General features: G+C 51.5%; 21 protein-coding genes. 16 read left to right on the top strand and 5 right to left on the bottom strand.

Annotation, left to right across the window (positions count from 1 at the left end; all coding sequences use genetic code 11):
• Positions 1–93: 93 nt before the first annotated feature.
• The 3 genes from LWL52_RS02060 to LWL52_RS02050 form a co-directional block, all read right to left on the bottom strand.
• Positions 94–2,262: a glycoside hydrolase family 97 protein gene (locus LWL52_RS02060; RefSeq protein ID WP_242916464.1), complete on the bottom strand. Its 2,169-nt coding sequence runs from the start codon at positions 2,260–2,262 to the stop codon at positions 94–96.
• Positions 2,263–2,713: 451 nt separating this feature from the next.
• The gene (locus tag LWL52_RS02055) at positions 2,714–3,181 is read right to left on the bottom strand and encodes an Hsp20/alpha crystallin family protein (protein ID WP_242916463.1); all 468 of its coding nucleotides are present in this window, start codon (positions 3,179–3,181) and stop codon (positions 2,714–2,716) included.
• Positions 3,182–3,479: 298 nt separating this feature from the next.
• Entirely contained in the window at positions 3,480–4,997 is a 1,518-nt protein-coding gene (locus tag LWL52_RS02050; protein WP_242916462.1) for a trypsin-like peptidase domain-containing protein, read from the bottom strand.
• A gap of 414 nt (positions 4,998–5,411) precedes the next feature.
• On the opposite strand from LWL52_RS02050, the gene LWL52_RS02045 reads away from it, so the two are divergent.
• The 12 genes from LWL52_RS02045 to LWL52_RS01990 all read left to right on the top strand — a co-directional run bounded on the left by LWL52_RS02045 (position 5,412) and on the right by LWL52_RS01990 (position 17,310).
• Positions 5,412–6,761: an MBL fold metallo-hydrolase gene (locus tag LWL52_RS02045; RefSeq protein ID WP_242916461.1), complete on the top strand. Its 1,350-nt coding sequence runs from the start codon at positions 5,412–5,414 to the stop codon at positions 6,759–6,761.
• A gap of 99 nt (positions 6,762–6,860) precedes the next feature.
• The gene (locus LWL52_RS02040; protein WP_242916460.1) at positions 6,861–7,508 is read left to right on the top strand and encodes a Crp/Fnr family transcriptional regulator; all 648 of its coding nucleotides are present in this window, start codon (positions 6,861–6,863) and stop codon (positions 7,506–7,508) included.
• Positions 7,509–8,311: 803 nt separating this feature from the next.
• Entirely contained in the window at positions 8,312–9,106 is a 795-nt protein-coding gene (locus LWL52_RS02035) for a sulfite exporter TauE/SafE family protein (protein ID WP_242916459.1), read from the top strand.
• Between the two features lie 124 nt (positions 9,107–9,230).
• Positions 9,231–10,643, top strand: coding sequence for an MBL fold metallo-hydrolase (locus LWL52_RS02030; protein WP_242916458.1), 1,413 nt, complete (start codon positions 9,231–9,233; stop codon positions 10,641–10,643).
• Positions 10,644–11,090: 447 nt separating this feature from the next.
• Positions 11,091–11,420, top strand: a complete 330-nt coding sequence (locus LWL52_RS02025; RefSeq protein WP_242916457.1) for a rhodanese-like domain-containing protein — start codon at positions 11,091–11,093, stop codon at positions 11,418–11,420.
• 82 nt (positions 11,421–11,502) lie between these two features.
• Positions 11,503–12,060, top strand: a complete 558-nt coding sequence (locus LWL52_RS02020; protein ID WP_242916456.1) for a YeeE/YedE family protein — start codon at positions 11,503–11,505, stop codon at positions 12,058–12,060.
• Positions 12,061–12,124: 64 nt separating this feature from the next.
• Positions 12,125–12,538, top strand: a complete 414-nt coding sequence (locus LWL52_RS02015) for a DUF6691 family protein (RefSeq protein ID WP_242916455.1) — start codon at positions 12,125–12,127, stop codon at positions 12,536–12,538.
• Between the two features lie 91 nt (positions 12,539–12,629).
• Positions 12,630–13,901, top strand: coding sequence for an MFS transporter (locus LWL52_RS02010; protein WP_242916454.1), 1,272 nt, complete (start codon positions 12,630–12,632; stop codon positions 13,899–13,901).
• Between the two features lie 83 nt (positions 13,902–13,984).
• Complete coding sequence (locus tag LWL52_RS02005) at positions 13,985–14,344, top strand: hypothetical protein (RefSeq protein WP_242916453.1); 360 nt, start codon at positions 13,985–13,987, stop codon at positions 14,342–14,344.
• 158 nt (positions 14,345–14,502) lie between these two features.
• Positions 14,503–15,132 (top strand): TlpA disulfide reductase family protein, encoded by a 630-nt coding sequence (locus tag LWL52_RS02000; protein WP_242916452.1) that lies wholly within the window; start codon positions 14,503–14,505, stop codon positions 15,130–15,132.
• A gap of 143 nt (positions 15,133–15,275) precedes the next feature.
• Entirely contained in the window at positions 15,276–15,722 is a 447-nt protein-coding gene (locus LWL52_RS01995; RefSeq protein ID WP_242916451.1) for a DsrE family protein, read from the top strand.
• A gap of 184 nt (positions 15,723–15,906) precedes the next feature.
• Complete coding sequence (locus LWL52_RS01990; RefSeq protein ID WP_242916450.1) at positions 15,907–17,310, top strand: vanadium-dependent haloperoxidase; 1,404 nt, start codon at positions 15,907–15,909, stop codon at positions 17,308–17,310.
• Positions 17,311–17,357: 47 nt separating this feature from the next.
• Here the strand turns inward: LWL52_RS01990 and LWL52_RS01985 are convergent, their stop codons facing one another.
• Together LWL52_RS01985 and LWL52_RS01980 are read right to left on the bottom strand one after the other, a co-directional pair.
• Positions 17,358–18,452: a PAS domain-containing sensor histidine kinase gene (locus LWL52_RS01985; protein ID WP_242916449.1), complete on the bottom strand. Its 1,095-nt coding sequence runs from the start codon at positions 18,450–18,452 to the stop codon at positions 17,358–17,360.
• A gap of 435 nt (positions 18,453–18,887) precedes the next feature.
• A complete protein-coding gene (locus tag LWL52_RS01980) occupies positions 18,888–20,828 on the bottom strand; it encodes a PAS domain-containing sensor histidine kinase (RefSeq protein ID WP_242916448.1) in 1,941 nt (646 codons plus the stop codon).
• A 579-nt stretch (positions 20,829–21,407) separates the two neighbouring features.
• Here LWL52_RS01980 and LWL52_RS01975 point away from each other — a divergent pair.
• The 4 genes from LWL52_RS01975 to LWL52_RS01960 are packed head-to-tail and all read left to right on the top strand — an operon-like array spanning position 21,408 to position 24,119.
• A complete protein-coding gene (locus LWL52_RS01975) occupies positions 21,408–22,280 on the top strand; it encodes an STAS domain-containing protein (protein ID WP_242916447.1) in 873 nt (290 codons plus the stop codon).
• Between the two features lie 7 nt (positions 22,281–22,287).
• Positions 22,288–22,701: an STAS domain-containing protein gene (locus LWL52_RS01970; protein ID WP_242916446.1), complete on the top strand. Its 414-nt coding sequence runs from the start codon at positions 22,288–22,290 to the stop codon at positions 22,699–22,701.
• On the top strand, positions 22,685–23,098 hold the full coding sequence (locus LWL52_RS01965) for an anti-sigma regulatory factor (RefSeq protein ID WP_242916445.1): 414 nt from the start codon (positions 22,685–22,687) through the stop codon (positions 23,096–23,098). The genes LWL52_RS01970 and LWL52_RS01965 overlap by 17 nt, the downstream gene beginning before the upstream one ends.
• Positions 23,088–24,119 carry an ATP-binding protein gene (locus tag LWL52_RS01960; RefSeq protein WP_242916444.1) on the top strand — a complete coding sequence of 344 codons (1,032 nt, stop codon included), beginning with the start codon at positions 23,088–23,090 and terminating at the stop codon, positions 24,117–24,119. The genes LWL52_RS01965 and LWL52_RS01960 overlap by 11 nt, the downstream gene beginning before the upstream one ends.
• The last annotated feature ends 4 nt before the right edge of the window (positions 24,120–24,123 follow it).

Genomic DNA, 24,123 nt, shown 5'->3' with positions numbered 1-24,123 from the left:
GATACAAAGTATGGCTTATAATAATTCAATTAAAGCAAAAAAAGCGCCATGCAAAAATGCACGGCGCTTTTTTGTACTTTAGAAGTATACAGTTTATAGCTTCTTCAGGCCTTTGGTGTCCTGCTTGCTACCTTCTTTTATACTTACTGCTACTCCGCCGCCCGGAGCTATTGGTTGCTTCAGCACGCTTTTGGCGTTTACCAGCACTTTGCGGATGGTATACTTCTGCGGGTTCTTGTTCCAGCTGGCATCCGCGGCATCGGCATAAATAGTAGCCACGTAGCTTTTGCCTTTTGGCAGGTAATCGAAGCGGATGGTAGCCGTACGGGCATTCTCATCGGTAATGCCGCCTACATACCATTCGTTCTTGCCTTTTGCTTTGCGGGCGATGGTCACATAATCGCCGGGCTCCGCTTCCTGCACCCACGTATCATCCCAATCCACGGCTACGTCCTTAATGAACTGGAAGGCATCCGGAAAGCGGTTATAGTTCTCGGGCATATCGGCCGCCATCTGCAGCGGGCTATACATGGTTACATAGTAGGCCAGCTGCTTTACCAGCGTAGTGTTTACGCGCTGGTTGCCGGTGCCGTAATACGACAGGTCGGTCTGGAAAATGCCGGGTGTGTAATCCATCGGCCCACCCATCAGGCGCGTGAACGGCAGAATGGTGGTATGTTCCGGGGCAAGGCCGCCCATGGCTTCAAATTCGGTGCCGCGGGCCGATTCCTGCGCAATCCAGTTCGGGTAGGTGCGGTTAAGGCCTGTCGGACGAACGGCTTCGTGGCTGTTCACCATGATCTTGTAATTAGCAGCCGTCTCGGCTACGTGAATGTAATGGTTCACCATCCACTGGCTGTCGTGGTGCTCGCCGCGCGGAATGATCTTACCCACATAACCGGTCTTTACCGCGTCGTAGCCATTGTCTTTCATAAACTGAAACGCCTTGTCCAGGCGCCGCTCGTAGTTGGTGGCCGAGCCGGAGGTTTCGTGGTGCATCATGATCTTCACGCCTTTTGAAGCCGCATAGGCATGCAGCTCTTTTACATTGAAGTCAGGATAAGGCGTTACAAAATCGAATACCTCTTCTTTCCAGTTACCGAACCAGTCTTCCCAGCCTATGTTCCAGCCCTCTACCAGCACGGCATCAAAGTCGTTAGCGGCAGCAAAATCAATATGTTTTTTTACGTTTTCGTTGTTGGCGCCATGGCGGCCGTTCGGCGTAAGTTTCGTAAAATCATCGGTCAGCTTTACGTTGGTTTCTGTGCCGTACGCCCAGGTGCTTTTACCTGCCACAAAATATTCCCACCACACGCCGATATACTTCACCGGCTTTATCCACGATACGTCTTTATACTTGGTCGGCTCGTTCAGATTCAGGATCAGTTTGGAGGCCAGGATGTCGGTAGCTTTGTCGCTCACCACAATCGTTCGCCAGGGCGTCTGCGTATCGGTTTGCATGTAGCCTTTGTTGCCCATGGGGTCCGGCGTCAGGTGCGAGCTCATCTTAAAGTTTTTGGCATCCAGGTTCAGGTTCATGGCCGGGTAGTTGATCAGGGCCGCCTCGTGGATGTTAATGTACAGGCCATCGGCTGTTTTCATCATCGAAGGCGTTTGTACGGCCAGGGTTTTGATCGGCCACTGCGCGTGCACATCAATGGTGGCTTTCTTGATCAGTCCCGGGATCTCGGATATCTTGGAGGTAGTATACGCATACTCGTTGGTGTCGTAGTCGCCCGGAATCCAGAAGATCTTGTGGTCGCCTGTCAGGTTAAACTCCGTGTTCTCCTCTTTGATGATGAAGTAATTCAGCTCCTTCTGCTCCGGAAACTCATACCGGAAACCCAGGCCGTCGTTAAACAGGCGGAAGCGGATACGGATCTGGCGGTCCTGCTGCGCCTTCTGGGTAAGCGTTACCAGCAGCTCGTTGTAGTTGTTGCGAATGGTTTTCTGCTCGCCCAGTACAGGCTCCCAGGTATTGTTCACAGCGGCTTGCTCGGTTTTGGCCACCGTAAAGCCGTCCATCATAGAAGGGGCATCTTTCAGTTCCAAACCCAGTTTGCTTTCCTTGATAACAGGTTTTTTCTTGTAGGTTAGCTGGTAGGTTGGAACGCCTTTTTCCCCCACTTCGAATTTGAGGGTCAGGTTTTTATCCGGCGAGGTGATAACCTGCGCCTGCACCAGCAAGGAGAAGGTACACAGCAACAGGAGTAAGGTGAAACGGCGCAGTAGGTCCGTCTTTTTCGCTATAGCGAAAGGCATAGTTAGCGTATGATCCATTGATTTCAGATTTGCTGAAGTAGTAATTAATGTAGTTCCGAATTGGCGTGTTGTATTCAGAACGCAAATTACATTAAATTATGGTACGCTATACCTTCCTTTTGCAAAACCATACCTGCTGTTTTCTTTCCATAGCTCCCTGCCTGCGTTCACCCCAGCTGCGCCAGACAAGGCCGTATATACTTGCCCTGTGTTAGGTAAAGGTAAGATTTGCGTGGATTGCCCGGCATGAGGAGGAAGTATGGCAGGCTTGTACCGGTGGGCCGGTTTTCAGGCTGCTTATACTATAAAGGACCTGTTTCTACAGAATACTTGCCATGACTATACCTGCGGGCTTGCTCCCTTTAGATTGGAAGTAGGCTCCAGGTCAGGGCAAGTATAAACCGTTAACAGCCGGCACCAACCTACTGGCACCGGCTGTTTAGGGCTGTTATCAGTCTATGTTTATCTTTTGTTTTGTTCGCTCCTGCGGTTGCTTTTTAGGCACCGTCAAGCTCAGGATGCCGTCTTCGTAGCGCGCCTTTACCTCTTCGGGCTTCACATTTTCGGGCAGAGTAAAAGAGCGGCTGAAAGAGCTGTAGTTATACTCCCGTCGTTTAAAGTCTTTCTTATCGTCTGTTTTTTCCTCTTCCTTCTGGCTGCTAATGGTCAGCATGCCTTCTTCCATATCAATGTTAAAATCCTCCTTCTTCATGCCCGGTGCAGCTACCTCGATCATGTACTCGTTTTCTTTCTCCCGGATGTTGACGGCCGGCATACTGGCCTGCATCTGGTTTCTGAGTTGCATGGGCATCAAATAGAAATCATTGTTAAACATGCGATCCATGTCGGTAAAAAAGTCATTGAACACGGATTGCCCCGGAGTAGAAAGACCGCTGTTTTTTTTCATTAAGTTTGCCATCGTTTTACTGGTTTAGGGTTACACATGTATAAAGCAGCATGTACCTGCCAGGTAACTTTACTACTTTATATTATTATTATAACGAGGCAAAAAAGCAGGAGTTCAGAAAGCGGTTAAGTATTCGCAGGCAACGCCCGGCTTCCAACTCAGGCTACGAAAATACTGGCCAGCCCCCGTTACCTTTCCATTAAAAAAACCCGACCCGGCAAACGAAGATGCCGGATCGGGCTGCCCATGATATTAAATCAGGCGATGGGAAGCCTGTCTGCCGCATACTTCCTTGTCGCTTCTAAGCGGGTCAGGCACCCAGCGGGAAATTAAGCACAAAACTGGCCCCATCCGGCGTAATGCCATCCAGCCGCACGGTTCGGCCGCGGGAAACGCCCAGCGCTTTGTTTATGTCTGACAGCGAGTTTACTGGCTTGCCATTCACGTTGGTAATGATGGTGCCTTTGGGAATGCCTGCCAGGTCAAAAAAACCGCCGCTTTGCAACTCCGTTACATACACCCCGGATTTCAGGCGATAGCGTTGTTTCACGGGGTCCGGTACCGGCGCAAAAGTAGCGCCCAGTTTGGACTGCAGGCCTGTGGCGCCCGAAGTCTTATCGGTGGTGGCCACCTTCTCGGATTCTTCGCCCTTAAGCACCACGTCCGCCTGCCCGGTGCGACCATTGCGCAGGTAGGTCAAAGCCACTTTATCGCCGGGATGATGGCGGGCAATTCTTTCCGAAAGCTCTGAGGAGGAACTTACATTCACTTCGTCTATGCTCTGGATGATATCGCCTTCTTTTAACCCGGCCGCAGCCGCTCCACTGCCTGCCTGAATACCCAGCACATACACGCCTTTGACCGTTGACGGATCGATGCCCCGCTCTTTTAAGATCTGGTCTTCTACAGCAGGTGCCGGAAAGCTCACGCCCAGGTAGCCGCGCCGTACTTCGCCAAACTTGCGGATGTCTCCTACCACCTTGCGCATCAGGTTTACAGGTATGGCAAACCCATAGCCGGCATAGCTGCCGGTTTGCGAGGCAATGGCGGCATTGATCCCGATCAGTTGCCCGTTGGTGTTTACCAGGGCGCCGCCGCTGTTACCCGGGTTAATGGCCGCATCGGTCTGGATGAAGGATTCGATAGCGGTGTTCAGGCTGGCTTGCGGGGCGCCGGAGTAATTTTCCTGGCTGGGCCGGTTCAGGATGCCGATGCTGCGGCCTTTGGCGCTGATAATACCGGCTGTTACGGTCGAGTTGAGCGAAAACGGATATCCCACGGCCAGCACCCACTCGCCCACCTGCACATTGTCTGAGTTGCCGAGCGCCACCACCGGCAGATGGTCGCCCTGCACTTTTACCAGTGCCAGGTCGGTGGTCGGATCGGTGCCGATGAGTTTGGCCTTAAAACTGCGCTTATCGGGCAACACGACTTCTACCGAGGAGGCATTTTCGATCACATGGTTGTTGGTTACAATATACCCGTCTGCTGAGATGAGCACGCCCGAGCCGGAGCCCTGGGCAGGAACAGCTTGCTGCGGCATGCCGAAAAGGTCGAAAAGCGGGTTGCCTTCTTCCGGCACAACGCCCTCGTACTGGGTTTTGATATGCACCACAGCCGGAATCACAGCGGATGATGCCTGTACAAAATCCGGGTTCTGCGCCGAGGAGGTGAGGCCCGGCGCCTGATTGCTTACAAGCATGGCCTGCCGGTCTTGGGGCGTGTTCTGCAGGTCAGTTTTACCAAAATACCGGTAGCCTGCTATGGCGAGTGCCGCAGAGAGCAGCGAAATAAGTAAGATAATTAATACGAAGCCGGCCTTTTTCATGGTCCTAAATTGTTTTGCAGGGTCATTTCCGGCAGGCCCGCGCAGGCCTTGCCGCTCGCGTATACATCAGTCAAAAAGTGGCAGGTTGCCATCGAAGGGGTATGATAACTAACGTGCAGGGCTTTTGAATGTTTGGCTACGGCCTTTATACTTGTTACCGGGTTTATCCTATAATTATAGGTCGGGGCGCAGGGCCTGCAATCGCCGGCAGCCCTGCTGCCTGGCAGCTCTCCTGCAACTGAAATATAGCCAGTGGCTGTTAACCCGGATGGCAATGCTGACCAAGGCAAAAACCTGGAGCGCCTGTGTGACAAACGTCACTGTTAGATGAACATTGATTTGATACCTTTGTATCAAGTCTTGTAAGGCAGACCGGCTTTACGGGCATTGAGGAACCATTAAAGTATAAAACTGATGAAAATCAAACAGTTTGAAGACAAAGGATTAGCCCATTATTCATATGCTATTTTAAGCGAGTGCGCTGGCCAGGTGGTGCTGGTAGATCCGGGTCGCGATCCGCAGCCCTACTATACGTACGCCGAAGAGAACAACGCCAAAATTGTTGGCGTGATCGAGACGCACCCGCATGCCGACTTTGTAAGTTCGCACCTGGAGATTTCGCAAAAGACCGGCGCTACCATTTACACCCATAGTATGGTGGGCGCTGATTACCCGCACCAGGCGTTTGACGAAGGCGCTGAACTGCAGATCGGCAAGATCAAACTCCGCTCGCTGCACACCCCCGGCCACTCCCCTGACTCGATCAGCATTGTGCTGGAGCACGATGGGAAAGACAAAGCCGTGTTTACCGGCGACACCTTGTTCATCGGCGATGTGGGCCGCCCTGATTTGCGCGAGAGTGCCGGCAATATTACGGCAAAGCGCGAAGAGCTGGCCCGCCAGATGTACCACAGCACCCGCGAAAAACTTATGAAGCTCGACGACAGCGTAACCGTTTACCCGGCCCACGGCTCCGGCTCACTTTGCGGCAAAGCCCTGAGCGATGCCAACTCCAGCACCATCGGCATGGAGAAAAGGAGCAACTATGCCCTGCAGCCCATGAGCGAAGAAGCGTTTGTGAAAGTATTGACCGAAGACCAGCCTTTTATACCCAAGTACTTCGGCTACGATGTGACCCTCAACAAGCAGGGCGCGCCTGCCTATCAGCCAAGTATAGCCGGCGTAAAAATGCTATCCAAGAACTATAAGCCGGAAGCTGGCGCTCTACTCGTGGATGCCCGCAACGAAAAGGAATTTAAGAAAGGGCACTACCAGGGCGCTATCAATATTCAGAACGGCGGCAAGTTCGAAACCTGGCTGGGCAGCATCATTGGCCCCGAGGAGCACTATTATCTGGCAGCCGAAAGCGAGGAGCAACTGCAGGAGCTTATCCGCAAGGCAGCCAAGATCGGCTACGAGCTGCTGATAAAGGGCGCCTTTGTGCTGGATGCGGTAGCAGAAACCAGCTCGTCTGTGATCAATGTTGGGGAGTTCCGCGAGAACCAGGACAATTATACGATCGTGGATATCCGCAACACCTCGGAAGTAAAGGATGGCCAGGTCTTCGAAAAGGCCCTGCATATTCCGTTGCCCGATCTTAGAGAACGTGCCAAAGAGATCCCAACCGACAAACCGGTGGTGGTGCATTGCGCCGGCGGTTACCGCTCTGCAGCAGGCAGCAGCATTGTGGAGGCTGCCCTGCCGCAGACCAGGGTGCTGGACCTGAGCGAAGCCGTGAACGACTTTAAAAACAACCGGAAGTAAGTATAACCAACATAATGAACCAGTGCCGGCGGAACAATTGCCTGCACTGGTTTTTTATTTCCGTATATCTCAAAATATCCCGACACACCGTTTTATACTATGCAAACGCTGGAAAAAGAAATCATACACAGGCAGTTCCCGCAACTCGAGGCCCCCCTTTTGGATGAACTGTTAAAGCAAAGCACGCTGAAAGTAGTAGCGGAAGGCGAAGAAGTGATGCGCAGCGGCCAATACATCACGTCTACCCTCCTGCTGCTCAGCGGCCTGCTGAAAATATACCGCGAAGATGACGAAGGCAACGAATTTTTGATGTATTACCTGGAGCCCGGCAACGCCTGTGCCCTGTCGATGATGTGCACGGCCCGGAACGAGAAAAGCCAGATCATGGCCAAAGCTGTGACGGACGTTGCGGTTATACTTGTTCCTTCGCACCTCTCAGAGCTGTGGCTGGGCAAGTATAAAAGCTGGCATAATTTTGTGATCGCTTCGTACCGCCAGCGTTTCGAAGAGCTGCTGCAAACCCTGGACAGCATCGCCTTTAAAGGACTGGACGAGCGCCTGCTCTTTTACCTTAAACGGCATGTAAAGGTCAGCGGCAAACAGGTCCGCCTCTCGCACCAGCAAATTGCCGACGAGCTCAACTCTTCCCGCGAAGTGATCTCCCGACTCCTGAAAAAACTCGAGCAAACCGGCGCCCTTACCCTGCACCGCAACTACCTCGAAGTGCACGACCTGGGGTTAGTTTAAGCGTTAGAAGGTTAGAGAGTTAGAAGATTAGAGAGTTAAAAAGTTAGAAAGGTAAATATCCACAACTCTACAATTCTTCAGTTTTATACTTAAAAGCGCCCGAATACCACCTTCATGGCTGATTGCCTTATACTTCCTGCGCGCGCATACGTCCGCACAACATCTCGTCTGATTATACTTGCACGCTAGCACACAAGTATAAAGCGCTGGCTTGCTGCCTTTTCTTATCGCATTTTATCATTTCTACGGCGGGAGAAATCTGAGAAAACCGGAGACAAGGATTTCTCCTGCCGTCGAAATGACAAAAGATCATCTGTCATCGCCGCTCAAAGTATAAGCCTGAGATAAGGCAGGACTATGAAGCAAAAATCACTTGGCGCAAGCGTCTGCGGGGGCCTTCTACCTCCTGCTTTTTATACTTATTCTGAGGCATTTAGCTTGTAAGTATAAGGTTTTGCCTGGAACGGAAAAACAACCAGCAAAGGGGAAGCATGGTGTGCCGGGTAGATTTAGGCACAAGCGGACGCTTGCGCCAGGGAAGCCCGAAATGGTTGATCTAAAGCCAAACAGCATCTTATTCCCTTCTAACCCAAAAGGAAAACGCAATTAATAAAGTCCTTAGAAAACGGCGCTCTCCAAACAATCCAACTTTCTAACCTTCTAACTCTTTAACTTTCTACCTTTCCAACTTTCTAACCTTTTAACTCACTAACTTTCTAACTTTACCCCTCTCTGTGACAAGAGTCACTGTTGCTCCCTGTTGCAGGCCGTACCTTTGCAGCGGTTACAAACATATTACCTGGATGGAAATACTTGGATATCTTTCGGCCCTGCTCATCGGCCTTTCGCTAGGGCTTACCGGTAGCGGCGGCTCTATACTTACAGTGCCTATACTTGTTTACCTGATCGGACTTACGCCCGTTATCTCCACAGCTTACTCGCTCTTTATTGTGGGTACCACCAGCCTGGTGGGCAGCGTTAAATTCTACCGCAAGGGGCTGGTAAGCTTCCGGACAGCGCTGATCTTTGGCGTGCCCTCGCTTACCACTGTTTTCCTGACCCGCACGTTTCTGGTGCCGGCCATTCCCGAGCACATATTTACCGTGGCCGGCTTTGCGATCACAAAAGACATCCTGCTCATGGTGCTGTTTGCCATACTCATGATGCTGGCCTCTTTTAGTATGATTCGTAAAACAAGCATCAAACCCGAGCCGGAGGGGGAAAATCATATCCACTACCTGGCTGTGCTGGGACAAGGTGTGCTGGTCGGGTTGATATCGGGACTGGTAGGTGCTGGCGGCGGCTTTCTCATCATCCCGGCGCTGGTGCTCTTCACGGGCCTGGACATGAAACTGGCTGTAGGTACTTCGCTCTTTATCATCGCAGCCAACTCGCTGATCGGCTTTATCGGCGATATCTTCCATTATAACATCGACTGGGCATTCCTGTTCACCTTCTCCGCCCTGTCTGTTGCCGGTATTTTTATCGGTACCGCCCTGGCTACAAAAATACAGGGCGAAAAGCTTAAGAAAGGATTTGGCTGGTTTGTGCTCGCCATGGGTGTGTATATCCTCATCCGGGAGATCTTTTTCACTTAAGTATAACCGCGTGATATAAGTTACAGACAAAGACTTCAAATTTTGCGAATTTTGTCCGCTCCTCAGCCTGTAAGGCGGCAAGCGGAACCAGAAAATAAAACCCATACTATAAACATCAGCTACCATGAAAGTAGAACAGATCTATACCGGATGCCTGGCACAAGGCGCTTACTACATCGAAAGCAACGGCGAGGCCGCTATCATCGACCCGCTGCGCGAAATAAAACCCTACTTAGCGAAAGCTGAAAAAGACAAGGCGCGCATTAAGTATGTGCTGGAAACACACTTCCATGCCGACTTCGTGTCCGGGCACGTGGACCTGGCCAGGGCAACAGGCGCTGAGATCGTTTTCGGGCCGAATGCACAGCCAACGTTTCCGGCCCTTATTGCTGCCGATGGCCAGATGCTGAAGCTGGGTGATGTCACCATCACGGTGCTGCATACCCCCGGCCATACGATGGAGTCTGCCACTTACTTGTTGAAAGATGAGCAAGGCAAGAACTACGCGATCTTCTCGGGCGATACCCTGTTTATTGGCGATGTGGGCCGCCCCGACCTGGCTGTAAAATCTGACCTGACCGAAGCCCAACTGGCTGGCCTCCTCTACGACTCGCTGCGCACCAAAATTATGCCGTTGGCAGATGAGGTGATCGTGTACCCGGCGCATGGTGCGGGCTCGGCCTGCGGCAAACACATGAGCAAAGAAACCAGCGACACGCTACGCAACCAGAAGCAGTCCAACTACGCGCTGCGGGCCGATATGACCCGGGAGGAGTTTGTGAACGAAGTGACCGAAGGGTTGCTGCCGCCTCCGGGCTATTTCCCGCTGAATGTAAAAATGAACAGGGAAGGCTACACCAATATTGACCAGGTTATGAGCCAGGGCCTGCAGGCGCTCTCGCCGGAGGCTTTTGAAGCAGCCGCCAACGAAACAGGTGCTCTGGTGCTGGATACCCGCAAACCCGAAACGTTTGCAGCTGGGTTTATACCGAATGCGATCAATATCGGCCTGGACGGCAACTTTGCACCCTGGGTGGGCGCGCTGATACCCGATATTCAGCAGCCCATCCTGTTTGTGGCCGACGAAGGGCGCGAAGAAGAAGTGGTGACCCGCCTGGCCCGCGTGGGCTACGATCATGCCTTGGGTTACTTGAAAGGTGGTTTTGCAGCCTGGAAAGCGGCTGGCAAAGAAACAGATACCATTGTTTCTATTTCTGCGGAAACATTTGCAAGCGAGTATGAGCAAAACAATGCTCTGAAAGTGGTGGATGTGCGCAAGCCCGGCGAATACCAGGCCGAGCATGTGGTAACAGCCCAGAGCGTGCCCCTCGATTACCTGAACGAGCACCTGGCGGAGCTGCCGAAAGAAGAAACCATGTACCTGCACTGCGCTGGTGGTTACCGCTCCATGATCGCTGCGGCTATCCTGAAAGCAAGAGGCTTTGACAACATAGTGAACGTAGAAGGCGGCTATAAAGCCATTGCCGGAACTTCCGTGCCGACAACAGCTTATGTTTGCCCCAGCACGCTGAAATAAGCAGGCGGAGAGAATCATCCCCCTCCCTTTCGAAGGCAGGGCCGTTTCATTCTGATAAATAGGGTAGTATTTTACGGGCCTCCATACTTGTGATTTGCTACCGTTTAGGCCTCTGCCCCAGTCAGATTACAAATCCGGCTGGATAGGTAAGACACAGGTTACAAACTCGCGCCAGCAAATGAAAAAGAAAAAAGTCCTGCTTTGAAGGGGGTAGGGGGATGTTTACATGTTCAGTAAATGCTTTACCGACATGCACCCCGAAAAGCGATCGTTTTGAAAATAATACGGTCCTTCTGAAAGGCACTTGGAGATGGTAAACTCCCTAAGAGAAATCTCCTAAGTATAAAATTATTCTACGTGACGAAAGTCACTGAACCAGGCAACTTATTTTTTGAACTTTGCAGTGTTATCAGTAAATTAATTCCTTTACGATCAATTACTTACACCATGTTCAATCTATTTAAATCTGCCCCTAAAAACTACGAAGAGCTGGGCGGCGGCGCCTTCAAAACAAAATACCAGCAAACATCCAACGCCAAGCTGCTGGACGTACGCACCGCAGGTGAATTTGCCGCAGGTTCTATCGAAGGAGCTCGAAACCTGGATGTGACTTCTGCTCAATTCCAGCAGGCACTCAAAACACTGGACAAGCAGAAAGAATACTTCGTGTTTTGCCGCAGCGGCAACCGGAGTGGCGCTGCCTGCGATGCCATGAGCAAAGAAGGTTTTAAAGCCTATAATCTGGCAGGCGGTATCGGTGCCTGGCCGCGCAAGTAAAGTATAAAAATAGACAGGCAGGGAGGCGGCATTCTTTCTCCTTCCTTGCTCGTGTATAATCCATTTAAATAACCTAAAAAGTATGTTAGAGCTGTTAAGGCAACCATGGCCGTGGTACACATCGGGCGCAGTAATCGCCCTGGTGATGGTGCTGCTGCTGTTTTTTGGAAAATCCTTTGGTGTTTCGAGTAACCTGCGCACGATCTGTGCGGCCTGCGGGGCAGGAAAAAATGTCGCCTTTTTTGATTTTAACTGGCGGTCCCAGGTCTGGAACCTGCTGTTTATAGTTGGCGCCATACTTGGTGGCGTTATTGCGTCGCAGTTTCTCTCTACCGGCGAGGCGGTACAGATCTCCCCGGCCACTATTGAGGACCTAAATCAGTTGGGCATTTCGGCACCTGCCGGGATGCAACCCGCGGAGCTCTTTAGCCTGGAGGCGCTTTTCACTGTAAAAGGCTTCCTGATTTTGCTGCTGGGTGGCTTTGCCATCGGGTTTGGGGCACGTTATGCCGGCGGCTGTACCTCAGGCCACGCCATCAGCGGACTGTCTAATTTACAGCTGCCATCGCTTATTGCGGTTGTCGGTTTCTTTATCGGCGGGCTGTTTACCACCTTCGTACTGCTGCCGCTGTTCTTTTAAGCTGGCTTACTAATGTAATGCAAGCAGCTTCATTCGTAATTCTTAATTCATAATATTTCTTCCCGTGAAAGGACTTAAATTTATACTAGCCGGCATCTTGTTTGGCATTGTAATGAGCAAATCGGAAGCCATCTCGTGGTTCCGTATCCAGGAGATGTTTCGCTTCCAGTCGTTCCACATGTATGGCATTATCGGCACGGCCGTAGTACTGGGCACCCTTGCCACCTTCCTGATCAAAAAGTATAAGCTGCGCGACTACCAGGGCAACCCGATCGTATTTACGCCCAAAGAAAAGGCTGTATCGCGCTACCTCATCGGCGGCATCATTTTCGGGTTGGGCTGGGCGCTGACAGGTGCCTGCCCGGGGCCTATGTTCGTAAATATTGGGCACGGCTACTGGGCAATTGTACTGGCTATAGGAGGTGCTATTGCAGGTACTTATACTTATGGCGTCATCAAAGACCGGCTGCCGCATTAAGATACACTTTGGCTAAAAGTGGGGTATGTACCGGGGCCATTTGCGCTGGCAAAGGCTTCCGGGCATATTCATAACCTAAACGACACCTAAAATGCAGCACGCATCCTCCAAAACAAAACTTGGTTTAAAAGTGAATGCCGGGCAGTTCTGGCTGCTGGTGCTTATCAATGGGTTTGTAGGGGCGATGGTAGGCCTGGAGCGTTCGGTTATTCCGACGTTTGCCGAAACTGTTTTCGGCATCAGCGGGCATACAGCGCTGCTGTCGTTTATTGTCGCGTTCGGACTGGCCAAATCAATAGCCAACATGCTCATGGGTCGCCTCACAGGGCGGTTTACGCGCAAGCAGTTGCTGCTGATCGGCTGGTTGTTTGCCCTGCCGGTGCCCTGGCTGCTGGTGTATGCCGGCAACTGGGGATGGGTGATCTTAGCGAACCTGCTGTTGGGAATCAACCAGGGGATGGCCTGGTCGGCAACGGTGGTGATGAAAATTGACCTGGTGGGTGAAAAGAACCGCGGCCTGGCCATGGGCATCAACGAATTTGCCGGTTACCTGGCTGTCGGGCTGGTCTCGTTCCTGGCGGGCTACATGGCTGCTACATCGGGCCATGTCACGTATGCGTTCCTGCCGGGCATCGGATTTTCGGTGGCGGGTGTTTTGCTCACGATATTCTTTGTGCGCGATACCCGGGCCCACGTGCAAACAGAAACTGCACAAACAACCATTCCGCTGCTCGGCAACATCTGGAAAGATACCACCTGGCGCCATGCCAACCTGGGCTCTGTTACCCTAAGCGGCTTTGTAAATAACATGAACGATGGCATCCTTTGGGGCCTGCTTCCGCTGCTGCTCACAGCAAAAGGCTATTCGCTGACCCAAACAGGGCTGCTGGCCGGCATATACCCGGCTGTGTGGGGACTGGGGCAACTAGTAACAGGCAGGCTCGGCGACATCCTTTGCAAAAAGCAGCTGCTAAGTATGGGCATGCTGCTGCAGGGCCTGTCCATTGCCTTGCTGTTGTTTGCAGATGTGTACGTGGTGCTGGTAGCAGCGCTGGTTATACTTGGCGCTGGCACGGCCCTGGTTTACCCAAACTTTCTGGCGGTGGTAGCCGAGAATACGCACCCGAGCCAGCGCCCGCAGAGCCTGGGTATTTTCCGGTTCTGGCGCGACTTTGGGTATGTGGCCGGTGCCGTGGCAGCCGGCGTGTTCAGCGATTTGTTTGGTATCGGAGCGGTTTTGCTTGGCACAGCTGCGCTGACCATTGGGGCCGGCGTATTGTCTGAAATACGCATGTGCTGCACCCGCAAACTGCTCTGGCATAGCCAGGAGTGTGCTTCGGCAGGTTTGCTTGGCGGGGCTTAATTGCTTATCTTTCGTGCCTGACGCGGTTCAGAATATCCAGGACAACAAAGAAACCCTGAACGATGCCGCTGGTCTAAAACAAAATGAGATATTACCTGCTTTTATTTCTGACAATGCTCTTGCTGCTTTTCGCGATGCCGCCGAACAGCCGCTCGCGTAGCGCTGACGGTTCAGAGCGGGTAGCAAAGACGTGCCGCTACAGCCATAATGCCCAAAAGCGCTCCTGCCCCGGCAAATGCCTGAAGCACCAGACGCACCGCACGCCACAAAGCGCCGCCAACAGCGTGACAGATTGTAGCGCACCGCAATATGCCGTATTAGCAGCCCAGGACTACCCGGCACGCTTTCCTTTGCCGGGGCTGCACCTTGCTCCGGTTACGAACGCCCGCAAGCACCTGTCCCCGGACCTGCCGCCTGCACCGGATCCGCCCCGGTTTTCCTGATAAGCTACTTTTAACAGAAGCTGATGCCGCAAACGACTGGCAAACGCTACTTTCGCGCCCTGTTTTAGTTTTACTGCTTACAGGCGCTCAAATTGCCTGCGCAAGCTTCTGCGAGCAGAACAGGCGTAAATCAAGAATTAACATCCAAAAGAATCAAGATGAACAAGCATAAATTTTCCATCAAAAATATACCTGGTTGGGCCGTCATGCTGGCTGTTTTCGGGCTTTTATACTTTACCGGCCTGCACACCGAGGCCATTGGCCAGGTGCAGCGCCTCTTACTGGCTACCGGCATCCGCAATGCCGACGTACCCCAGCCCACTGAAGCTGCCAGAGCAGTAGAAACAACGCCGCCTGCTACCGCATCGCCGGCCATGGTGGGTACCGGCTTCCGGATGGCAGGCCTGGACGGTAAAACCGTTTCGTTTGAAAGCCTGAAAGGCAAGGTGATCTTTATGAACCTGTGGGCCACCTGGTGCCCGCCCTGCATTGCCGAGATGCCTAACATCCAGAAACTGTACGAGAAAGTAGGCTCTGATAAAATCGCTTTTGTGATGCTCTCGCTTGATGAGGGTGGCATGGACAAGGTGAAGAAATTTATCTCCAAAAAAGGCTATACCTTTCCGGTATACATGCCGGCCGGCCAGCTGCCACAGGAGTTTTACAGCAATGCCATTCCTACTACGTTCATAATCTCGCCGGAGGGCAAAATTGTAGCACAGCAGGAAGGTATGGCCGAGTACGACACCAAAGAGGTACGCGACTTTCTACAAGGTATGGTAAAATAACCCAACCAACCAAAAAAGCATCCCGGCAGCAAACGAAGCAGCCGGGATGCTTTTTTATTTGCTCGCCGCACAGGATCATACTTGTGCCGGGCAGTATTTGTAAGTCTGACATGTATAAAACGTAACATCTTAATTCGCTTCCTATGAAATATACAGGGATCATAATTTTTGCACTCTGCCTGCTGGCCACACCGGCAGCTTTTGCGCAGGCAAGTAATACCGCTAAAACTACCACCACGCCACGTGCCGCAGCACACCGCATTGTGTATGATGTGGTGTCAGCCGACTCGGCCCAGCAGGCCGGTCTGTTCAGGCAACTGAATAATATCAAGCGCGGCTGGCCTGATGCCCAGATCGAAGTGGTGATCCATGGCAAAGGCCTGGAAATGATCCAGACCGCTAAAACCAGATCGGCCGAGGCAATTAAAAGCCTGCAGGCCAAAGGCGTGACATTTGCTGCCTGCGAGAATACCATGCGAGCCATGCACGTTACAAAAGAAGAGCTGCTGCCGGCCGTTATAACCGTGCCCATGGGTGTAGGCGAAATCGTACTGAAGCAAGAAGAAGGCTGGAGCTACATTAAGTTCTGATCCTTGCGCGCTTGTGCCTGCTGTTATCAGGCACAAGTGCGCAAAAATATTAAAGGATCTGTTTGTAGTATATGGCTGATCTTTCCGGATATAAAGGGATTAAATAAATAATTTCTTATCTTACCTGCCGGTTAATATGCTACCAGCAGGGCTGCCGTCTGCTGCTCACAAACACCCCTTTACTATGGTTAAGCCGTCTATACTCCTGGTTTCACTTTTTGTATGCCTCTCCTTTGGGAGCTGTAAAAGGCTAACGACAGAAGAAAAAGAAGCTACTGCAGAAGAATACAACAAAGCGGCTTCCGATCCTGCCTTGTTTCATAAAACGGCGCAGCAACTGACCAGCTTTATTGTCCACGACATTTTTAAACCGCCGGTTGCCAGCCGCATTTATGTTTACACCAACCTGGCCGCTTACGAAACGTTACGGCAGCAATACCCCGCCTTCGAGAGCCTGGCAGGCAGGGTAAAGGGCTTTGAGCAAGTTCCAAACCCAGAAAAAGACGTGGACTATTGCTTCCCGCTGGCAAGTATAGCCGCTTATATTTCTGTCAGCAAAGCCCTGATCATCTCCACGGCCGAAATGGCTAACTATGAAAAGGAGGTTTACAATCAGTATGAAAAGATGGGCATCCCTGAGGATGTACGTACCCGCTCCATTGCTTATGGCCAGCAGGTAGCGCAACATGTGCTGCACTATGCCAACGAGGATAACTATAAACAAACCCGGGCCCTGATGCGGTATTCATATACCAAAACGCCTGGCTCTTACCAGCCAACGCCGCCCAACTATGCCGAAGCCTGCGAGCCCACCTGGAGCGCCATGCGGGTGCTTACCCTGGATACGTGCACGCAGTTTAAGCCCAAAGCTGCGGCCGCGTACAGCCTCGACCCGAAAAGTGAATTTTACAAGCTTACGCGGCAGGTATACGATATCTCCAAAAACCTGACGCAGGAACAAAAGGACATTGCTTATTTCTGGGACGACAACGCCGTGGTGACCAATGTAAAAGGCCATGCTTCGTATGTGGATAAGAAAATGACCCCTGCCGGACACTGGCTGGCCATTGTGCAAACCCTTGCCAAAGACCAGCACCTGGACCTGATGAAGTCGCTGCAGGCGTACACGTTCACCTCCATTGCCCTGTATGATGGCTTTATCGCTTGTTGGGATGAAAAATACCGTAGCGCGCGCATTCGCCCTGTTACGGTGATCAACGAAAACATTGACCCGGAGTGGCAGCCTTTTCTGGAAACGCCTCCTTTCCCGGAATATGTCAGCGGCCATAGTGCCATCTCTGCTGCCGCTGGCACCGTGTTGATCCACCTTTTTGGCAACAACGTAGCCTTTACCGACTCTACCGAATATGCCTATGGCCATGGCGTACGTTCCTTTAAATCGCTAAAAGACACGTACATGGAAACTTCGATCAGCCGGGTTTACGGCGGTATTCACTACTGGGATGGAGCCTTTGAAGGAACCGCGCAGGGAGAGAAAGTAGGAGAATGGGTATGGGCAACGCTCACGCAGGAGCCGCAGAAGCGCCAGGATGTGCTTGCCACCACCCAGCAGGTAAAAGCAAAATAACCGTTTATACTTCTGAAAGTAGAGTGGTCCTGTAAAGAGGCAAAGCGTTACTCCTGCTTGGGCAGCGCGATGTAGAACGTTGTGCCGCCGTTTACTTCGCTCTCGAACCAGATGCGGGCATCGTGCCACTCCACAATGGTTTTGATGAGCGACATACCCAGCCCGGTCGAGGGCTCGCCGCGCAGTCCTTCTCTTCTGGCCGGGGTAAATTTATCGAACAGCTCCTGGTGGTATTTCTCCGGGATGCCGATGCCGTTGTCTTTCATGGTGATCAGCACGGCATCTTCCTGCTCCTGCAGGTCGATAGCAATAATGCCGTCATCATGCGTGAACTTGATCGCATTGGAGAACAGGTTGTTGATCACCTGCATAAACTTGTTCTCGTCTATGTTAGCGTAAATGGTATCGCTGGAGGCTGTAAACCGGATATCTTTTTGAATATGGTTTTCGCCCTGTTTATACTGCTCTATTGCCCACATGAGCTTTTGGTAGAGGTTAACCCTTTTCTTTATCAGTCCTGCGTGCGTTGCTTCCAGGAACTCCTGCTGCACCAGGTCCCGGATCATGCGGATACTTCTGGCACAACTTTCCCGGATAAGGCTGACGATCTGGGTCACTTCGGCATTCTGATAGTCCTCGGTATTGGTATAAAGCACTTCGGCCATGGCATGAATGTTGGCCAGCGGCCCGGCCAGGTCGTGTGAGAGGATCTCCAGAATGAAGTTCTTCTTCGTGGCAAACTTTTCGAGGTTACTGAAGTTTGTTTTCTGGTTGGTAATATCCTCCAGATACCCCGCTACAAATTTAGCTCCCGCTCCGGTCGTAACCAGTTCCGGCCTTGCCTGCAGCCAGCGCTCCGACAGGTCAGGAAGGATAATCCGGAATTCAACATTCTCCTTAAAGGTGCCCTTCAACAGCTCTTCGTACTCGCTGAGCAGGTAAGGTTTATCATCTGCATGTATAGCACCAAAGAGCATCGCCGGATTTGAAACAGCATTACTTCCCAGGGCCTGTTCGATATACAGCCGGAACCCTTTGCTGAGATAAGAAAACGAAGCCTCCGCTACATCCCAGGAAAACAACATCCTGTTTGTTTCCCTGATCAGATGCGTAAAAATTTCCTGGTTACTGTGCTCGTCCATTTTCGGTGGTAAAATAACTTTATGCCTGTTCTACTGCGAACGCACTTAGAACGTTGTACCGGCCGCTTTATTTAGAAAAGTATAAACAGCTGGTATGTTGCGGGCAGGCTGGCAACACGCAAACGTGCAAAGGCCGTGCAGGACCAAGTATAAAGCCGAAATTGAACAACCACCAAACTACCTGTTACGCATTGAAAATCAAGACATTACCTATTCAAAAAGCGTTAAAGAACTGATCCTGAAAAAATATTTTAACTTTTTTTCAGCTTTTCACAACCTTACCACACAGAACCACGTTAAAGAGGATGGCTAAAAGTTGAAAAGTTTTAAAAACTGATCATACAAAAAAGGCTCCTTGTCATGAGGAGCCTTTTTTGATTTATACCAATCTGCTGATCTTAGCCTGGGCAAGTTATACTTGTTGTCTACATCCCCCTAAGAGGCTTTCTGCTTAAAGCAGATACTAAACACGGATCCTTTGTCCGGCACACTGTCCACCACAATACTGTCGCCGGAATTATCAAGTATCTTTTTCACCAGGTATAAGCCAATACCCGAACCTTCCACATGGTCGTGCGCCCGTTTGAATAACGAGAATATTTTACTTGTCTGGTTTGAGGTGATGCCCAGTCCATTATCGGCGACCGACAGGCAATACAGGCCGGTGCTTGCCAGGTGGGTTTTTACCCGGACTTGCGGCCTGCGCTGCGGATGCGCGTATTTAATAGCATTGGAGACCAGGTTAAACAAAATGCTCCGCAGGTTTTTGCGCGAATACGTCAGGCTCTTAAACCCAGAGAAATCAGCGATGATCTCGGCATTACTGGCCGCTATTAACTCGCTTATATTTCCGGTCACTTCCGCTAAAAGGTCCGGTAGGTTTATACTTTCTGTCTCGCCGTTTGACTGCTGCAGCCGGGCCACATCGCCCAGATCCGACACCACTTTTTTAAGGATCGTAATGGCGCCGTCCATCCGGGTCAATACTTCGCTGTGGTGTTCACCTTCCGGCCCCAGGTCTTCCTTCAAAGCAGCCAGCAGCCCCTCCAGGTTAATGATGGGGGATTTAAGATCATGCGACGCGGCATAAACAAAGTTATCCAGCTCGTTATTGATCTTTAACAACTCATTGTTCTTCCGCATCAGGTCTTCGTTGCGGCGGCGTTCGGTTAAGTCGCGCGTTACTTTGGCAAAGCCGATCAGCTCCCGGGCCGGGTTATGGATCGGGGTGATCACCACGTTGGCCCAGAAGGCAGTCCCGTCTTTGCGCAAGCGCCAGCCTTCGTCTTCAAAATGGCCCTGATCCAGCGCTTTTCGGAGCTCATATTGCGGAAAGCCGCTTTCAATGGCTTCGCGCGGGTAAAACGTAGAGAAGTGCTTGCCAATGATCTCAGCTGCTTTGTAGCCTTTGATGCGTTCGGCGCCCACATTCCAGCTGCTCACAATACCGTCCGGCGAAAGCATTAAAATAGCATAGTCCTTTACACTGTCGATCAGCAAGCGGCTGCGCTCTTCATTTTCTTTCAGCTCCTGGTTTGTCCAGTATAACTGTTGCTCGAGTTTCTTTCTTTCGGTCAGGTCGCGGGTGATCTTGGAAAAACCAAGGAGCTGCTTTTGCGAATCGTAAATAGCAGTTAAAACGGTGTTGGCCCAGAACGCGGAACCATCTTTGCGGTAGCGCCAGCCTTCGTCTTCAAAACGGCCGTTTTGTTTTGCCTGCTGCAACTCATACGCCGGAAAACCTTGCTCCACCGCTTCGCGGCTGTAAAACTTAGCAAAGTATTTGCCTATGATCTCGTGCGCCTCGTATCCGTTTAATTTCCGGGCGCCTTCGTTCCAGGTGGTAATATTTCCGACGGGGTCCAGCATAAAAATGGCATAATCAGCCACCCCTTCGACCAGTTGCCGAAAGCGCTCCTCGTTTTCTTTTACCTCATCGAAAGCTTTTAACAGGTCATCTTCCGCTTTTTTTCGTTCCGACAGGTCGCGGGTAATCTTGGCAAAGCCAATCAGCTCCCGGGCCTGGTTATAGATCGGGGTGATCACCACGTTGGCCCAGAAGGCAGTCCCGTCCTTGCGCAAGCGCCAGCCTTCGTCTTCAAAATGGCCTTGCTTCAGGGCTTCCTGCAGCTCATAGGCCGGATACTCCGCTGCTTTGGCCTCGGCTGAATAAAATGTGGAGAAGTGTTTGCCAATGATCTCGTCAGCTGCGTACTGTTTAATACGGGCTGCACCGGCATTCCAGGTCGTAATGTACCCTGATGGGTCAAGCAGGAAAATAGCATAGTCGGTTATGCCTTCAATCAAAAGCCGGAAATTGTCTTCAGTGGCTTTATTAGTATCTACATGTGAAACAGCTTCTGATTCTGAATTCATACTTACATCTAAAAAACCATTCTAAAAATTGCTTGATATTACTGCCTAAAACGGAGGATATCAAACCTGCCGCTTAAATTTTAAAGGAAGCTTATATTTGCCTCCACTCCTTTTCAGGATTATACTAAGAGGGTAGGATATTTTGCCCGCATGCCTGGGCTTACACCCGGGCTGTTCATTCTTGCTGCGTATACGAGGCGCAAGTATAAAGTTTTGCCAATGTTTCTTTCAAAGATCCGGTGGTGGCAGCTATGCGCCGTTGCTGCGGGACGCGTACATTTTTCGCCGGCCATTCCGTGCGCCTGTGAACGGCTACAGCCCCGGCAAGCCTGCCAACAACAGGCAGTTGCGTTGCCTGCAAAAATGCAGGATCTATAAAAGTAAGTATAAATACCGAACCATGCGACACATTAGCGCTATATATACGTAATGCTTCGTAGCCACAGGGCACTTGGCACATAAATGCGGCCTGATGAGATTAATTTTAGTTACCTTGCAGAAGTGTAGCAAATGCATGTCACGTATAGCTTCCGGTAATCAGTTAAAATAAAAAAATCGAACTCGTTCATTACATCAATTATGGACCTAACCACGCACCTTTTGCAAAAACACAAAAAGAGAATATTGGAGATCTGGATGCAGAACCAATTAGCAGACGCTATGCTGCGCGATGACCTGATGAGTAATGATGAGCTTCGGAAGCAGTCGGAAGAGTTGCTGGATGCCCTGGCCCGTGCCGTTGCATCCGGAAACTTCGATAATATTTACTCTTCTGAGTATGAAGCCATAACGGAGATCCTGAGCGATATCTCCATCACCCGCGCCCGTCAGGGCTTCAGCCCCCGCGAAACCAGCATGTATGTGCTGAGTCTGAAGCAGGCTATCAGTACGGTGTATGAGGAGGAGCTAAGCAGCAGCCCGGCCGACCTTTACCGCGAAATATCCAACATCAACAAGATCCTGGACAACCTGAGCATCATCACTTTCGAAACCTACATCAAAGGCCGCGAAGAAGTGATCCTGCGCCAGACAGATGAGATAAATGAAATTTCCACGCCTGTGATCCGCGTGTGGGAAGGCATCCTGGCCCTGCCCATTATCGGTACCCTGGACAGTGCCCGCACCCAGATCGTGATGGAAAACCTGCTGCAGGAAATTGTGAACACCGGCAGCAGCATTGCCATACTTGACATTTCCGGCGTGCCGGCAGTAGACTCGCTGGTAGCCCAGCACCTGATCAAAACCGTGAGCGCCACGCGCCTGATGGGAGCCGAGTGCATCATCAGTGGCATCCGGGCCGAGATTGCCCAAACCATTGTGCACCTGGGAATCGATCTTTCAAACATCAAAACAAAAGCGTCGCTGGCCCATGCCCTGCAACTGGCCTTCAGCATGCGCAACGTAGAGGTAAGAAAAACAAACAGAACCCCGACGGCAGGACTGGGACGCTAGGTAAAAAATGGAGAGAATTCCAATTCTGAAACTGGGGCCATTTCTGTTGGTTACCATACAGATCGACCTGTATGACCGGCTGGCTCTGAATCTTGAAAACGATTTGATAACAATGGTAAGCAAAACCAGCGCAAAGGGCGTGCTTATCGATATATCAGCTGTTAATATAGTAGACTCATTTATGGGTCGCATTTTGGGTAACATAGCTTCTATGTCGCGCATCATGGATGCTGAGACAGTGGTAGTAGGTATGCAGCCCGCAGTGGCAATTACCTTGGTTGAACTGGGCCTTACCTTACAGGGCGTACACACCGCCCTGAACGTAGAAAAAGGAATGGAGCTGCTGCAGAAAATGATTGACCTGCAGTATGGCTCTTTGGACGAAGACGAAGAGGAAGAGCCCGATGATCGTACTGACTAAGGATACGATGCAGATTTTGCGGGAGCAGGACGTAGTGCCTTTCCGCAACCGAGTACGCGAACTTACAGTTAAGATCGGGATGAGCCTGGTGAACCAGACCAAGCTCATAACGGCCGCCAGCGAACTGGTGCGGAACATGCTCCGCTACGCCAACGGCGGCAAGGTTATTTTGGAGATCATCAGCAAAAGTGCGCAATCAGGCGTAAGACTTACTTTTGTAGACGAAGGACCCGGGATCTCCGATCTGAAACAAGCCATGCAGGATGGTTTCTCGACGGGCAAAAGCCTGGGCCTGGGCTTGCCTGGCGCCAAAAGGCTCGTAAACGAGTTCGATATTAAGAGCGCCCCCGGCGAGGGCACCACAGTTATGATAATTCACTGGAAGCATGGCCGTTAAAAACCACATCAGTTTTTCAGTGCCCGACAGAAGCTTTGCCAGTATAACCAAACGTGATATTACCCGCCTGGCCGAGAGCGTGGGCTTTTCGGAGAGAGAGACCGGCAAGATAAATATCATTGTATCGGAAATGCTCTCTAACCTGGCCAAGTTCTCTCCTAACGGAGGCGAGTTGCTGGTAAAACCTCTGGGCGAGCCGGTGCATACCTTAGAGATCCTGTGCCTGGACAATGGCCCCGGCATGAACGATGCTACCCGCATGTTGCAGGATGGCGTGACCACCTATGGCTCTGCCGGCGAAGGCCTGGGCGCTATAAAAAGGCAGTCTGACCTGTTCGACATGTACTCTCAGCCGGGCCTGGGCACCGTTATAATGGCGCAGGTAAAAAGAGCCGGTGCAAAGGCGGAAGCCCTTCCTGCAAAACTGCTGGAGGTAGGCTGCGTGATGGTGCCCAAAAGCCATGAAACGGTCTGTGGCGACGGCTTTACCCTGAAAGTACAGGACAGCACAGTAACCCTGCTGGCCCTGGATGGTCTGGGCCACGGCAGCCATGCACACGAGGCCTCGGCGGCAGCCTGCCATCACTTTGAGCAGTCGGCGGTGGCAGATCCGGTGCAAACCATCCGCGACCTGCACCTGGCCATTAAGCGCACCCGCGGGGCAGTAGGTTTTGCGGCCCGCATCCTGCCCCATACCATTACCTATTGCGGGGTAGGCAACATTGCCGGGAAACTTTACAATGGCGAGTTTAGTACTAACAACCCGCCCTATAAAAACATTATCTCGTACAATGGCATACTGGGCCATAACGTGCCCAATACGCTCAACAACCAGCAACTCGAGTGGTCGCGTTCCAAAACCCTGATCCTACATTCCGACGGGCTTAAGTCCCGATGGGATCTTTCCAAATATCCGGGCCTGCACCGCCACCACGCCACCGTCATTGCGGCGGTCCTTTACAAAGATTTCTGCCGCCACACCGATGACACCTTAGTAGTAGTTTGTAAAGCCATTCTCTAGCCTT

It is taken from the genome of Pontibacter liquoris (genome assembly GCF_022758235.1).
In the GTDB taxonomy this organism is placed as follows: Bacteria; Bacteroidota; Bacteroidia; order Cytophagales; family Hymenobacteraceae; genus Pontibacter; species Pontibacter liquoris.
Note: the sequence above shows the minus strand (reverse complement) of the source record. Positions and strands in the feature narration are given on the sequence as shown.